The sequence below is a fragment of the Dokdonia sp. LLG6352-1 genome (genome assembly GCF_045055815.1).
In the GTDB taxonomy this organism is placed as follows: Bacteria; Bacteroidota; Bacteroidia; order Flavobacteriales; family Flavobacteriaceae; genus Dokdonia; species Dokdonia donghaensis.
In genome coordinates, this window is sequence record NZ_CP159329.1 from 1380069 (window position 1) to 1394795 (window position 14727).

Consider the following 14727-nt stretch of genomic DNA (forward strand, 5'->3'; position numbering starts at 1 on the left):
TTGCAGACCTAAAAATTTTACAATGAGTACCATAGTAGCTATTGTGGGGCGCCCTAATGTAGGGAAATCCACTTTTTTTAATCGGTTAGTGCAACGTCGTGAGGCAATTGTTGATGCCGTGAGTGGTGTGACCAGAGATCGCCACTACGGAAAAACAGATTGGAATGGACGCGAGTTTACAGTTATAGATACTGGTGGATATGTTGTGGGAAGTGACGACATTTTTGAAGCAGAGATAGACAAGCAAGTAGAGCTTGCCATAGATGAGGCAGATGCTATCATCTTTATGGTAGATGTAGAGCACGGTATCACTGGGATGGATGAAGAGGTCGCAAACTTACTACGTAGATCTAAGAAGCCTATTTTTCTTGCTGTAAATAAAGTAGATAATAATAAGCGTGCAGCAGATGCTGTAGAGTTTTATAATCTTGGTCTTGGTGATTTTTATACCATTGCTGCTACAAATGGTAGTGGTACAGGAGATCTTCTGGATGCTGTAGTTAAGGCATTACCAGAAAAAGAAGAAGAAAGCGAAGAAGATGAGCTACCACGCTTTGCGGTAGTAGGTCGTCCTAATGCAGGTAAATCTTCTTTTATAAATGCATTAATAGGTGAGGAGCGTTATATCGTAACAGATATTGCAGGAACCACTCGTGATGCGATGGATACAAAGTATAATCGCTACGGTTTTGAATTTAACCTTGTAGACACGGCAGGTATACGTCGTAAGGCTAAGGTAAAAGAAGATCTTGAGTTTTACTCTGTGATGAGGTCTGTACGTGCTATTGAGCACGCAGATGTTGTACTACTTGTAGTAGATGCAACAAGAGGCTTTGACGGCCAGGTGCAAAATATATTCTGGCTTGCAGAACGCAACAGAAAAGGAATAGTAATCTTAGTAAACAAGTGGGACCTTGTAGAAAAGAAGACTAACACAATGAAAGAATTTGAAAAGCACATAAGACAGCAAATAGAGCCATTTACAGATGTACCTATTGTATTTATCTCTGTGCTTGAGAAACAGCGTATTTTTAAAGCTATTGAGACTGCCGTAAAAGTTTACGAGAGTAAAACAAAACGTATCAAGACCAGTGAGCTTAATGAGTTTTTCTTACCGCTAGTAGAGGCATTCCCTCCACCGGCTATTAAGGGTAAATATGTAAAAATCAAGTACTGTATGCAGCTACCTACACCGCAACCACAGTTTGCGTTGTTCTGTAACTTGCCGCAATACCTTAAAGAAGGTTACAGAAGATTTTTAGAAAATAAACTTCGAGCAGCTTACGACTTCTCTGGAGTGCCTATTTCTATTTACTTTAGAAAGAAGTAAAACCACTTTTATATATAAGAAAAGCGACCTCTATAGGTCGCTTTTTTTGTTTTAGATACTTGATTTAGTTTCAGTTGTGTGTTTTTTACGCTTTCGCGAAAGCGTGTATAGAAAGAATCACTCAAGACCTTTTTTTAAGGAGTATCTCAAATTGTTAAAATTATATTAAAAACAATATCCTGCTAAAACTTCTCACTAAAAGGTTGGTTATTTACGTACTCATCAATTAATCAGTACAATGCAATTACGTCATTTAGTAATCTTAGTTGGACTTCTATTAGTTTCAGCTTTCGCGAAAGCGCAAAACTTCTCAGTTACAGGTACACTCACAGACAAGGAATCAAAAGAGCCACTTGAGGCTGCTACCGTTTTTCTTGAAACCGTAAAAGACAGTACGCTCATCACGTACACCATCACAAATCAAAATGGAGCTTTTACCTTAGAAGGAAGAGCCCAAGAAAAGGATGCTCGAGTTAATATATCTTTTTTAGGGTATGAAAATTATAGCAAGCAAGTAGACCTTAGTGCGGGTGATATTTCTTTAGGTGTTATAGAAGTGGGGCTTGCGACTAACACACTGGGAGAGGTTGTGGTAAAAAGTAGAGCCCCCATTACTGTAAAAAAAGATACTTTAGAGTTTAACGTATCCTCTTTCAAAACAAAAAAAGATGCAAATATTGAGGACCTTCTCAAGGAGCTGCCAGGTGTTGAGGTAGATGAAGATGGTAAAATCTTAGTAAATGGTAAGGAAGTTAACCAGATACTTGTAAATGGGAAACCCTTTTTTGGCGATGATCCTACAGTAGCTACACGTAACCTTACTAAGGAGATGGTAGAAAAGATACAAGTGGTAGATACAAAAACAGATGACGAGGCCTTTGCTGGTGAAGATGGTGATCAAGAGAATAAAACCATAAATCTGACCATCTCTGAAGAGAAGAACAAGGGCGTTTTTGGTCGTGTAGCTGCTGGTGCTGGTACAGATGAACGCTTTGAGTATGCGGGTATTGTAAATGCTTTTGATAATGACAGGCGCATAAGTGTACTTGCTGGAGGTAATAATATAAACGAGGCTGGTTTTAGCTTTGGGGAGATACGCAAGATGTTTGGCGGCGGGAGAAGTGTTTACTTTAACGGTAATGGAAGTTTTGGTATAGACGGGCGCAGTTTTGGTGGTGGCCAGGGTATTACAAACAGTCGCAGCATCGGGACAAATTATACAGATGAGTATGCAAAAGGTTTTGATGCGAGTATGGATTACTTCTACTCTGCAGCAAACTCTTTTGACGAGACACGTATCGAGCGTGAGAACATCTTGCCAGATCGTCGTTTTTTTACAAATAGCAACTCAAGAAGTGATTCAAACTCTGATAATCATAGTGCAAATGCAACTATAAATATTAAGAAGGATTCTACTATTCTCATAAACATACGCCCTAAGTTTTCTTACGCAAAGAGTGAGACGCGCTATACTCGTGATGAAGAGTCTCTTGATGAAAATGGGGATCTTATCAACCAGTCTGATAATGCAAACTTTATAAAAGATCAAGGGAAGAATTTTGAAAACACATTAAGTATTACAAAAAAGTGGGGTGACAAAGGAGCCTACGTGCGTGCTCGTCTTCAGAACGAAATAAACAGACAAGAGAGTGAAGATTTTATAGTCTCTAATACTGCCATACTAGGAGATGCTCCAGAGCTTATAGAGCGCAACCAGGTTACAGATGGTGAGACTAAGCTGGATGGATACAATCTTAACTTTACATACCGCATACCCCTTATTGCAAAAAAGTTATTTCTAGATGCAGATTTTGGGCATCGTGATGATAGCCGAAAGCGATCAAGAACCACTTTTGATTTTGATGAAAACACGCAGCAGTATAGCACACTTAATGAGGCGTTAAGCACAGACTTTGAGGGACGCAATATGCGCACAACACCTAAGTTGGGGCTTAATTATAACACAGAAAAGTTTAATATAAACTTTGGAGCAGGTTATGTCTTTAGAACACTAGAAAATACAGATAACCTGCGCCCAGAACTTAACGTAAAGGAAAATTTTGAAGCGCTAGAACTAGACTCTTATATCAACTATCGTTTTAGCCCAAAGGCATCTTTATATGCCAGTGTGAGTAAGAGTAATAGTCCGCCAGATGTGCAACAGCTCAATCCTTTTGTAGATGTGTCAGACCCACTTAATATCACTGTGGGTAATCCAGATTTATCACCTTCTAATGTCTATAATTTTTATGGAGGGTTTAATAATTTTGACTTCCAGAAAGGGGGTGGCTGGTACTTAAACGGTAATGGTAGTGTTACAAATGATGCCGTGGTAAATAAAACTACCATAGATGAAAACCTTGTGCGCACCACTACTTATGAAAATGTAGATGGTAATTATAACGTAGGAGCCGGTGGTGGTTATAATAAAACGCTCAAGATAGATTCACTAAGAACCATAAAATATGGTGGAGGTATTTACGGGAACTTTGGCCGTAATGTAAACTTCAATAATGACGTGAAGTATGCAAGTAAAACAAGATCACTCACCCCAAGAGTAAATGTGACCTTTACTTGGAAAGACCTCTTTGAGGTTCGCCCTAGTTATAACATTTCATTTTCAAAAACTGAGTTTGGTCTAGATGCATTTGATGATCAAGAGTTTGTGTCGCACACATTGCGCTTGAGTACGGCTCTTTTTGTACCAAAAAACTGGGAATGGCGTAATGAGATAAACTATAACTATAACCCTAATATTGCAAGTGACTTTCAGCAAAGTGCTTTGTTCTGGAACTCAACACTAGCATACTCTTTTGCCAAAGAAAGAGCAACAGCTACACTTAAGGTGTATGACGTGCTTGATCAAAACACAAACGCCCGTCGTACGGCAAATGCAAACTTTATACAAGACGTACAGAGTACCGTATTGCAACAGTATTTTATGCTTAGTTTGAGCTGGAAGTTTAATACGCTAGGTAAAAAAGGCGAGACAGATAATGGTGGGATAATGTTCTTTTAGACGCTTTCGCGAAAGCGTAAAACTATTTGTAATTTAAAAACCTTATTTTCGACTAGCTATTAGTTAAAACGAGGTATGCGAGCATTAGTCATTTCAGGAGGAGGAAGTAAAGGCGCTTTTGGCGGCGGTGTTGCTCAATACCTTATGCAAGAAATGGGAAAGGATTATGATATGCTTGTAGGCACCTCTACAGGAAGTCTTTTAGTGCCTCATCTTGCGCTTCAAAATATCGAAAAGATAAAGGAGGTATACACCTCTGTAAATCAAAATGCCATTTTTAATGTATGTCCTTTTGTAATAAAGAAAGATAAATTTGGCGAGCAATCTATTGCTATAGATCACTGGAGCGTACTGCGCAATTTTTTAAAAGGCTCTAAAACCTTTGGAGAAAGTAAAAAGCTACGCAAGCTTATAGAAAAAACTTTTACGCGTCAAAATTATGAACAGCTACAGGCTAGTGGTAAAGAAGTACTAGTCACAGTTTCTAATCTCTCACTTCATAAAACGGAATATAAATCCAGTAAAGAAGAGACTTACGAAGATTTTTGTGACTGGGTCTGGATGTCTTGTAATTATATCCCTTTTATGAGCCTCGCCTCAAAGAATGGATGCGAGTATGCAGATGGAGGTTTTGGCGCACTTGTGCCTATTAAAGAAGCTGTAGAGCGCGGCGCAACCGAAATTGATGTAATCATATTAGAAACAGAAGTGACTTATTATAATAATCTCCCTTCTACTAACGTGTTCTCCCTGTTGAGCAATCTACACGGCTTTATGATGGACCGTATAGAAAAGCAAAATATTACCATAGGTAAATATGCTGCAAATCAAAAAGAGGCGATAATTAACTTCTATTATACACCGACGGTACTTACTACAAATTCGCTCATTTTTAATAAAGAAAAAATGAAAATCTGGTGGAAGAGTGGTTTTGACTATGCCAAGTACAAAAACGAAGAGCTCAACGAGATTAAGGTAGATGACGAGGGGTAGTATCCCGCTTTCGCGAAAGCGGAATATATATACGCCACATCATAACTTGAGTTACTACTTCATTAATTAACCGTATCCTTCACTGTTTCTTTTGTAGTTTTCTTTTTTCCAAAGAGACCACCTAATATTCCCGTGGCAACATCTTTAATAGCGTCTTCGGCTTTTGGGGTCGTGGTGGTGTTTTGAGGAGTCTGTGTGTCAGTAGTTGTGCTATCTGTCTCAGTAGTGTTTGGTGTTGTTTTGTTTCCGCCTAATAGACCTCCTAGCACATCTGTGAGTTTGTCTTCTACTTTGTCTTTTGCGCGTTGCTTCTGTATCTCTATAATCTGGTTAGTAAGTGCAGTGGTAGCTGCTTTTAAGTTAAGGTCTACCTTTGGCGCAGTAAAATTTCCCGAAAGGGAAACAGGAACGTCTATATGGATACTTTCTTTTTCGGCATCTGTAAGTTTTGAGAGTAAGCCGCTCACGTCTCCGCCTAGATATTTTGCAGGGAGATCAAGGTTGAGCGTGTAGTTCATCTCATTTGTAAAGCTATGTCCACCGCTTACCTGCACATTAATTCCTTTTACGTTAAAATCAAAAGGCTTTACAGCCACCTGACCATCATTAAACGTAAGGCTGGTTTTGAGCTTGTCTAGTTTAAGGTCGTCAAGGTTTATAAAATCAAGTTTTTGTGATAGGAGATTAAGAAGCGGCATTTTATCTGCATCAACATCTGCGGTCAAAATCTCTGCAAAGGCATTTCCAGAAATGGTACTAAGGATAGGGCTGAAGTTGTCATCCAGCTGTCCCTGCAATTGTATCTTGGTATTGAGCGCGCCTTGTAGTGCCTTTGCAATAGGAGCAAGTCCTTGCAGCATCTCGAGCTCCTTAAATGAGCGGTCTATGTCTATACTGCTCAAGTCTACAGTCATATTAAAAGTAGGAGCGCCATCACGTGTAGTGACAGATCCAGAGAGTCCTGCCGCACCGCCAAAGATGCCAGAGTTAAGGTTGCTTAATGATGCCTGCTCATTTGCAATGGTCACGCTACCTTTTGTGTTACTAAGTTCTAGCCCATCATAAATTACCTTTGCGGCATTAAAGTTTACAGAGGCATCTAGAAAATCTGGAATTTGTATGGCGGTATCACTCTCGCCTGTACTGGCTGGTGAAGTGCCTGTTGTAGTTGCAGTGCTGGTTGCAAAATCATCTAGATTAAACACCTTTGAGGTCACATCAAAACGCCCTTTTAAATCTTCCTTAGACATTACGAAAGGGATGAGGTTTTCTATAGATCCCGTTGCATTGATATCTGAAGTTCCACTTGTTGCTGCAAATGAGTTAAGTGCAATATTGCCGGTTTTAAAACTCACATCTGCATTTTGTATAGCAATGGGATTAGGCAGTTCTGGAGTGCTATAAGTGAAGTCACTAAGTGTAGCATTACCAGAGCTTTTTATTTTTTGATACTGTTGCTTCTCGACAGCGTTCATATCAAAACTCGTCACCACATCTGCAACCAGTCTACCTTGCAGCGGCTGGTCTAGATTAAGAGGATACACCTTGTCAATGTTACCTAAGTCTAGCGCACCATCTAGGTCAAGATTAACAAGCATATTCCCCATCAAGTTTTTAAGTGTTCCCTTTGCTGTAAAGGTGTCTTGGTCAATCTTAAAGCGTAAGTCGTTTATCTCGATATAAGTAAGTTCTGTAATGCCAGTATCATTTTTAATCTTTACATCTATATTGATGTTGTTCATTCTTTTAGGGAGATCAGGATACTTAAAAGAAGCATTATTAGACACAATCTCAATATCAAGATTTGGGATGTTAGTCTCCGTTGTTTTACCTTTTATAATTCCGCTTACGCGAAAGTCGCCACTCGTCTCCACCCCATCGAGATTTGCTCTATATTCCTTAGGGATTAGGGCTAGAAAGTTCTTAAAATCTGATGAAGGTGTTTTAAATGATAAGTCCATAAGATTGCCATCTTCAAGAAGCTCTATAAAACCATTAAACTCTAGTGGGAGTTCGTTTATTTTGGCTAAGTTTTCCTTAAAAGTATACTTCTGTTTTTCTAGCTCCATTTGGATTACAGCCTCGAGGTCGAGGTCGTGCCCGTCTAAGTAATGTGTGCCGCCATAATCAAAAGATACTACAGCGTGGGTCTTCGTATCTAGCTCACTCTCAATAGCCGAAAAATCTCCAGAACCCGTGTGGTTTACCTCTGTAAGTTCTAAGTGGGTTTGTGTAGAGCGATCGTCATAAATTATTTTTGAGTCTATGAGGCTGTACTCTTGTAAGTTAAAAACAAAAGGTTCTGAGCTCTCCTCAGTAGTAGTCTCTGTAGTCGGTGTCTCTTTTACAATATCATAATTTGCATTACCTAAGGAGTCTACTTGTACGTGTACGTTTGCTTCTAGAAGTGATAGTGCACCTATAGCAATAGGCTCATCTGCGGTGTTTTTAAAGAGCTGGGTAACGCCCATCTCAATGCGTATTTCTTTACCACTAGCAAGTGTGTCACCTGCAAATGGAGCGTTGTTTACTACCGTAAAATCATTTACTATAACCGTAGCATCAGGAAAACTTCTAAAGAGGCTTAAATCCAGAGAAGACCATTCTACTTGAGCGTTGAGGTTATTGTTTATGGTTTGCTTGAGGAGGTCTTCTAGTTTTCCTCTAAACAAAAATGGAGAAGCAGCCAGCACGATAACAAGTACAAGAACTACTATGCCTATAATTTTAAATATCTTTTTCATTTGTTGTTTTCTAATGTTGTCTTTTACTATCTGCCTTAGTGTGAATATACTTGTTTAAACAGGGAGCTTAATTTCTTCTCCTTCTTCAAGGTTAAAACGTTTCTTAAATAACCATACACCTAGATAAAGGAACGGTGTGTCGAATGCCGCTACGAGAATTTTAAATAAGAATCCACCTAATAATAGTCCGCCAAATAAATTCCACTCTATTAGTCCAAAAGCGCACAAGAGTAAAAGCACGCTTGCCGTATCTATAAATTGTGATAAAAAGGTGGAGAAATTATTTCTGAGCCAGAGGTGTTTGCCCTTAGTTACTCGTTTCCAAAAATGATAAATGTGTATATCTACATATTGTGCAAGTAAGTATGCCATCATACTTGCAAAAACTGCCAGCGCTGTAGCACCAAATACGGTGGTAAAGAGACTATCACTTACAGGTGACCAGCTAGTAGCAGGAACTACTTTTGCCACATAAACGATGAGTAGTGAAAATAGAGAGGCAAAAATGCCAGCAGTGACCATCTGGTTTGCTTTTTTTCTGCCGTAAATCTCGCTTACAATATCTGTAATAAGAAAGGTGATAGGGTAGGGAAGTATCCCTACAGAAATCTCAAAAGTATAAATGCCAAAAAAGTCCCAACTAAAGAATTTTTGAAATATAAGGTTAGATACCACCAGGGCACATATAAAAAGAGCACCTAGTATAAAATAGATACGATAGGCTAGTTGTAAGTCCTTTGAATTTAAGTGACTAGAGTTTTGATTCATTTTCTTAATAACTTCAATTTCAAAATTAGGGCATTGTGATTTTGATTTCCTTAATTTGTTGTGAAATCTTAAGCCCAACTTAGAACAGCTATCTCATTGCATACTATATACTTATCATTAGGCAGTAATCAAGGTAATACGTACGAGGCACTCAATAATGCAATTCAATTGCTTTTTGAGCGTGTAGGTCGTGTGCGCAAAATCTCACCAGTGTATCAAAGCCCAGCTTGGGGTTTTGATGGAGCAGATTTTCATAACTGTGCTGTAAAGATGGAAACATCATTATCTGCAAGTAAGCTCCTAGATGCAACGCAAGCTATAGAAAAGTTACTAGGCAGAGATAAAATAGAGGGAAAAGGATATCAATCACGATATATCGATATAGACATATTGCTATATGACGATGTTGTCAAGCAAACAGAGCGATTAACCATACCACACGCGCATATGCTTAAGCGTCGTTTTGTATTGCAGCCGCTCGTAGATATAAATGCAGAAGATGTAGCTCCTGTTTTTAATAAGTCTTTTACAGAGCTGCTAGAAGCCTGTGAAGATGATAGCACATTAACAAAGCAAGCAAAGTGGCTCAAGAAGCCACAAGACAGTATAGATCTAGGTGGTTACAATTATATAGCGATAGAAGGTAATATAGGCGCTGGTAAAACAAGTCTCGCTACAATGATTTCTGAGGAGTTTAATGCAAAGCTCATTTTAGAGCGATTTAAAGACAATGCATTTTTACCTAAATTTTACAAAGACCCAGATAGGTTTGCCTTCCCTCTAGAAATGTCTTTTCTGGCAGATCGCTATCAGCAATTGCTTGATGATATTGGTCAGTTTGATTTGTTTAAAGACTTTATGTGCGCAGATTATGATCGATATAAATCGCTCATCTTTGCACAAGTGACATTACAAGAAGAGGAGTATGGGCTGTACAAGCGTCTCCACGAGATGATGTATAAAGATATGCCACAACCAGACTTGTATGTGTACTTATATCAAAACACGGAGCGTTTGCTTAAAAATATAAAGAAGCGTGGCCGTAGCTATGAGAAAAGTATCGCTCCAGAGTATCTAGAGAAAATCAATCAAGGGTATTTAGATTTTATAAAGGGACAGCATAATCTTAATGTAAAGATTGTAGACATCTCAGATCTTGATTTTGTAAAAAACCGCGAAGACTTTTTGAAGGTGATTAACTCTTTTACTGCTTAGTTTTACAGTCGCTTATTATTTTAAATCACTAATGTATTTGTCCAAAAAGGCAAGGCGCTTTTTTGTCCATTCTTGCATATATGTAATGCCTTCTTCCTCATAAATAAAAGTGTCCCATACGAGCGCTTCTCTCTCGTAAACCTTCTTTTCTTTTAGTAGCTTATAGGTATCCATTTGTTTTTTGAGCAACTGCTCTTCGCTTAAAACTCCTTGTCGTAAGTTGAGCCATCGCGCTTGAAAACGTGCAATAAAATCATCTGCATCTGTGGCGATAAGCCTTCTTAATAGTCCGTTGCTTAAAAAGTCGTTTGTGGTATTAATACGCTTTCCGCTGTAAATGGTGCCTAGTGTTCCGTCCAGATCCCAAGGAGCATAAAAGTAGGGCGCTCCTGCATCATAACGTATCAGGTAGAGATTTTTTCCTAGATTATCTGGTGCTCGTAGGGCATTTATATATAAGAAGTAATCTATAGCATTATCAATTACAAATTGTTTTGAGATCGCTTTCGCGAAAGCGTCATCATCACTATTAACCACAAAGTCTGTAAAAGGATATACATTGTCCCAAGGCGCATTAGTAGGCGATGGGTATTTTATATCATAACCACCCCAACTGGCTAAAAAATTCTTTGCAGGAGGTATAGAGTCAAAGGAGCTGGCACCCAGGTAGCGTGCCCCTTGAAAGATCTCACCGCGTACGGTATCACCCTTGTTTTTCTTTATCTTAACTAGCTTCCGATCTACCTGCTCCTGTAGCAAGAAAAGACCTTTGTAGCGACCATTTATAAACACCTCACTATAAGCGGCGGTCGCACCAGCCTTTGCCTTAGGTTCTTTATCTAGATAATGTGGTGTGTAGATATCATTCCAGAGATTAAGTGAGATAAAAGAGCGCATACGTAAGGGCTCGTTATAAAGTCCATCCAGAATCCAGTCATCATCAGAGCGCATTCCAGCCAGCTTGTAGTCTTGATTTTCAAAACCTAGACTGTCTTTGTAAAAGTTGAGGTCATAGGTTTTCTTCTTAAAAACAAGCGAACTGCTACCTCGTAGCTCAATACCGGCATAACTTGTAAATGCGATTTCCTCATCTGCATACCCAATGCGACTCATACGTTTAGGCTCATTTACAATTTCTTGCGGAGCGTTTATAGTAATAAGCGGTAGGGATGTTATGTAAGCTTTATAGGTGTTGTTATTAAACTCGAGGGTGTGAGTTGCGCTGTATATAGAGTCTGTACTATGTAGGGTAAGTGCGTATGAATCATTACCCAGTGAGAAAACCTCTGTTTGTGATAGCTTTCTATTTTCTGGTATTTGTATGACGGCAATCTGTAACGAGTCGTCTATGGCAAGTTGCTCACTATGCCAGGTAGTTTGAGCACAGCTAGATAGGCTTACTGAGGCTAATAAAATAAATAGAAAATACTTCACGAGTAACATTGATTAGTTCTCGTAAATTTAAGCAAATGGAGTGCCATAATAAACTCTTAGTTAAAAGTTTACGTAAGGACTGCTTGTAAATGGGGTATGCTCGCTAGTATGTGCGCTTCATAAGCCCTTGCCCAAAAAGCCTGAGTGTTTCCTTTTTATCTTCTGATATATCTACATTATCAAGTGCGGTAAACGCCTTTTGAGTATACTTAGATATTTCTTCTTCGGTTGCTTTTGCGGCACCTGAGTCTAAAAATTGTTGCTTTACCGTCTCTATTTTATCTGTAGGATCTGCCGGTGAGATAGAGAAAAAGTGCTCTAGCTGTTGTGCATCATCCTTGTTAGAATTTGCTAGGGCAGTGAGGTATAAAAATGTTTTTTTGTTTTCTATAATATCACCTCCTACTTGCTTTCCAAAACTCTCTGGATCGCCAAAGGCATCTAGATAATCATCTTGTAGTTGAAAAGCCAGTCCTAGATCACGGCCGTAGTTATAAATACCTTCTTGACAACTCTTTGATGCGCCAGCTACAATAGCTCCCATTTTAAGTGCAGCACCTACGAGAACCGCGGTTTTATACTCAATCATCTTCATATATTCTGGGATGGTCACATCGTCACGCGTCTCAAAATCTACATCATACTGTTGCCCCTCACAAACCTCTATTGCTGTTTTTGAAAACAGTTTTGCCAGCTCCTTAAAGGTGGCTCCCTCATAATTTTCAAAAAGCTGGTAGGCACGTATGAGCATTGCATCACCAGAAAGAATACCCGTATTAATATCCCACTTCTCGTGCACCGTTTCTTCCCCGCGTCTCAAGGGTGCATCATCCATAATATCATCGTGCACTAGAGAGAAGTTATGAAAAATCTCTACTGCCAGCGCTGCATCTAGTGCATCCTTATAGTCTTTTTCAAAAAGCTCACACGCCATAAGTGTAAGTACTGGACGCAATCTTTTACCACCTAGTTGTAAGATGTAATTAATAGGCTCATAAAGATTTTTAGGTTCCTTCTCTAGCGCGTGCTTGTTGAGGTATTCTAAAAATATAGATGTGTATTCTGGTATGCTGTGCATAAATGGCAATTTTTTGTAAAAATAAGTGATAAAAGGAGATTATGCCCTATTACGCTTTCGCGAAAGCGTACAGTAAAAACTTACAGTTGTTAAATTTTAACTAAAGTTAACGGAAACTTTAAAAACTAAAAAAGTTTCCTACGTATCTTTGTGCCTTGACTATGAAAGAACAACTATTAAAAACTGCCACCGAACTGTTTTTAAATCAAGGATTTAAGAGCATTACTATGGATGATATTGCCCGTGAGATGGGAATGTCTAAAAAGACGGTGTACAGCTATTATGAAAATAAGGAGGCTATTGTCTCTGCCTGTGCTTTACACATATTTACTTCTGTGTGTGGAGGAATAGATGGGATATGCGCGCGTGAGATGAATCCTATAGAAGAGCTTTATGATATTAAAAAATATGTTCTTGAGCATATAAATGGTGAGCGCACCTCTTCTATGTATCAACTCCAAAAATACTATCCAAAAATACATCAAGAATTACGCAAGAGTCAGTACGACTATATGCAAAGCTGTGTGACTACAAATGTACTTAGAGGTATAGAGCAAGGACTTTTTATTAGTGAAATAAGTGTGCCGTTTGTGGTAAACATTTACTTCACCGGTATGACAGGTATTAAAGATGAGACGATTTTCCCTAGATCTGCTTTTCCCGTAGGAGACTTACACGATATGTATCTAGAGTATCACATACGCGGTATTGTAACCCCTAAGGGTAGAAAAATTTTAAATAAACTTATTAAATCTAACCATAACTAATGATACAGAGATTATATATAGCGCTAATGCTTCTTGCTAGTGTAGGTGTGACCGCACAGACTAGAAGTTTTACTGTAGAAGAGGCTGTGACTTTTGCTCTAGATAGCAACTACACAGCCATAAATAGCCGTCGTGATATCGCAAAGGCAATAAAGCAAAAGTGGGAGACCACAGCGAGTGGGTTGCCACAAGTAAGCGCAAGTCTAGATTATAATTATCAAATCAAGCAGCCTACACAGCTTATACCAGCCGAGTTTACTGGAGGAGAGCCAGGTACTTTTATACCCGTAGTTTTTGGAACACAGCAAAATGCTACTGCCACTGCTACGTTGAGTCAGCTTATTTTTGATGGGTCATACCTTGTAGGGCTACAAGCAGCAAAGACCTTTCTAGACTATTCTAAAAATGCAAATGAAAAAACACAACTCGAAGTACGCAAAGGAGTCATAAACGCATACGGCGGTGTGCTACTTGCACAAGAAAGTGTAGCAATTTTAGATAGAAACATTGCAAACCTAGAAGATAACCTCAAGGAAACAAAACTCATTTTTGAAAACGGTTTTGCAGAAGAGGAAGATGTAGAGCAGTTACAAATCACATATTTATCGCTTCAAAATCAGCGTGCAAATGCAAAGCGTATGGTGGTGATTGCAAAGCAAATGTTTAATCTCGCAATAGGTGTAGGCGTAGATGAGGAGACAGTTCTTAAAGATAGTCTAGAGTCACTTGCTGTTCCAGCACTAGGATTACTTAATGATACGCTTAACATTGAGCAAAATGTAGACTATAAGATTGTAAATAATCTTAATGAGCAAAGAGCACTAGAGCTTAAGCTAGAAAAGAGCAAGGCCTTACCTACACTAGGAGCATTTATAAACGTAGGAACCTTTGCAGGACGTAACGAGTTTAACTTTTTTGATAGTGATGAGAAGTGGTTTGCACAGTCTATTACTGGGTTCCAGCTTAACATCCCTATTTTTAGTTCTGGTATGCGTAATGCAAGAACAGCGCAGGCAGAGATTGCGCTAGATCAAGCAGCAACACAAAGAGAGGAGACAGAGCAACAGATAAAACTTGCTTATGCCTCTGCAAAAAGTGATCACGAGCTTGCGATAGATAACTACAACACTGCGCTAGAAAACATCAAACTTGCAGAGCGCATTGAAAATAAAAACCAAGTAAAGTTTAGAGAAGGGCTTAGTACGAGTTTTGATTTAAGACAAGCACAAACGCAGCTATACCAAGTACAGCAAGAATTAATACAGGCAATGCTACAAATTGTAACCACAAAAGCAGAGCTAGAGACTATTCTTAATGTGCCTAACTATACAAACAACTAGTTTTTAAAAAGAAAATCCAAATAGTACCAATCAGTAATA

Annotated in this window: 10 protein-coding genes; 6 read left to right on the plus strand and 4 right to left on the minus strand. The window is 38.9% G+C overall.

Annotated elements, in window-relative coordinates; genetic code table 11:
• The first annotated feature begins 22 nt into the window (after positions 1-22).
• From der to ABVM49_RS06285, 3 genes are all read left to right on the plus strand, one after another.
• Complete coding sequence (gene der / locus ABVM49_RS06275) at positions 23-1330, plus strand: ribosome biogenesis GTPase Der (RefSeq protein ID WP_405203499.1); 1308 nt, start codon at positions 23-25, stop codon at positions 1328-1330.
• A 238-nt stretch (positions 1331-1568) separates the two neighbouring features.
• The gene (locus tag ABVM49_RS06280; protein ID WP_405203500.1) at positions 1569-4349 is read left to right on the plus strand and encodes an outer membrane beta-barrel protein; all 2781 of its coding nucleotides are present in this window, start codon (positions 1569-1571) and stop codon (positions 4347-4349) included.
• Positions 4350-4424: 75 nt separating this feature from the next.
• Positions 4425-5342 carry a patatin family protein gene (locus tag ABVM49_RS06285; protein ID WP_405203502.1) on the plus strand — a complete coding sequence of 306 codons (918 nt, stop codon included), beginning with the start codon at positions 4425-4427 and terminating at the stop codon, positions 5340-5342.
• Positions 5343-5404: 62 nt separating this feature from the next.
• Here ABVM49_RS06285 and ABVM49_RS06290 read toward each other — a convergent pair whose 3' ends face one another.
• Together ABVM49_RS06290 and ABVM49_RS06295 are read right to left on the minus strand one after the other, a co-directional pair.
• Positions 5405-8086: an AsmA-like C-terminal region-containing protein gene (locus ABVM49_RS06290; protein ID WP_405203503.1), complete on the minus strand. Its 2682-nt coding sequence runs from the start codon at positions 8084-8086 to the stop codon at positions 5405-5407.
• 54 nt (positions 8087-8140) lie between these two features.
• A complete protein-coding gene (locus tag ABVM49_RS06295; protein ID WP_405203504.1) occupies positions 8141-8854 on the minus strand; it encodes a queuosine precursor transporter in 714 nt (237 codons plus the stop codon).
• Positions 8855-8950: 96 nt separating this feature from the next.
• Here ABVM49_RS06295 and folK point away from each other — a divergent pair, with 96 nt between their 5' ends.
• The gene (folK, locus tag ABVM49_RS06300) at positions 8951-10069 is read left to right on the plus strand and encodes a 2-amino-4-hydroxy-6-hydroxymethyldihydropteridine diphosphokinase (protein ID WP_405203505.1); all 1119 of its coding nucleotides are present in this window, start codon (positions 8951-8953) and stop codon (positions 10067-10069) included.
• A gap of 15 nt (positions 10070-10084) precedes the next feature.
• Here the strand turns inward: folK and ABVM49_RS06305 are convergent, their stop codons facing one another.
• Positions 10085-11503, minus strand: a complete 1419-nt coding sequence (locus tag ABVM49_RS06305) for a CotH kinase family protein (RefSeq protein ID WP_405203507.1) — start codon at positions 11501-11503, stop codon at positions 10085-10087.
• Positions 11504-11606: 103 nt separating this feature from the next.
• Positions 11607-12581 (minus strand): polyprenyl synthetase family protein, encoded by a 975-nt coding sequence (locus ABVM49_RS06310; protein ID WP_405203508.1) that lies wholly within the window; start codon positions 12579-12581, stop codon positions 11607-11609.
• A gap of 161 nt (positions 12582-12742) precedes the next feature.
• On the opposite strand from ABVM49_RS06310, the gene ABVM49_RS06315 reads away from it, so the two are divergent.
• Together ABVM49_RS06315 and ABVM49_RS06320 are read left to right on the plus strand one after the other, a co-directional pair.
• Positions 12743-13348 (plus strand): TetR/AcrR family transcriptional regulator, encoded by a 606-nt coding sequence (locus ABVM49_RS06315; protein WP_035325746.1) that lies wholly within the window; start codon positions 12743-12745, stop codon positions 13346-13348.
• The gene (locus ABVM49_RS06320) at positions 13348-14688 is read left to right on the plus strand and encodes a TolC family protein (protein ID WP_405203509.1); all 1341 of its coding nucleotides are present in this window, start codon (positions 13348-13350) and stop codon (positions 14686-14688) included. The genes ABVM49_RS06315 and ABVM49_RS06320 overlap by 1 nt, the downstream gene beginning before the upstream one ends.
• Positions 14689-14727 lie beyond the last annotated feature (39 nt).

Coding starts and splice junctions, on each gene's coding strand:
- ABVM49_RS06295 (WP_405203504.1), bottom strand. CDS start 8,854: ATGAATCAAAACTCTAGTCACTTAAATTCAAAGGACTTACAACTAGCC.
- ABVM49_RS06290 (WP_405203503.1), bottom strand. CDS start 8,086: ATGAAAAAGATATTTAAAATTATAGGCATAGTAGTTCTTGTACTTGTT.
- der (WP_405203499.1), top strand. CDS start 23: ATGAGTACCATAGTAGCTATTGTGGGGCGCCCTAATGTAGGGAAATCC.
- ABVM49_RS06315 (WP_035325746.1), top strand. CDS start 12,743: ATGAAAGAACAACTATTAAAAACTGCCACCGAACTGTTTTTAAATCAA.
- ABVM49_RS06280 (WP_405203500.1), top strand. CDS start 1,569: ATGCAATTACGTCATTTAGTAATCTTAGTTGGACTTCTATTAGTTTCA.
- ABVM49_RS06320 (WP_405203509.1), top strand. CDS start 13,348: ATGATACAGAGATTATATATAGCGCTAATGCTTCTTGCTAGTGTAGGT.
- ABVM49_RS06310 (WP_405203508.1), bottom strand. CDS start 12,581: ATGCACAGCATACCAGAATACACATCTATATTTTTAGAATACCTCAAC.
- ABVM49_RS06285 (WP_405203502.1), top strand. CDS start 4,425: ATGCGAGCATTAGTCATTTCAGGAGGAGGAAGTAAAGGCGCTTTTGGC.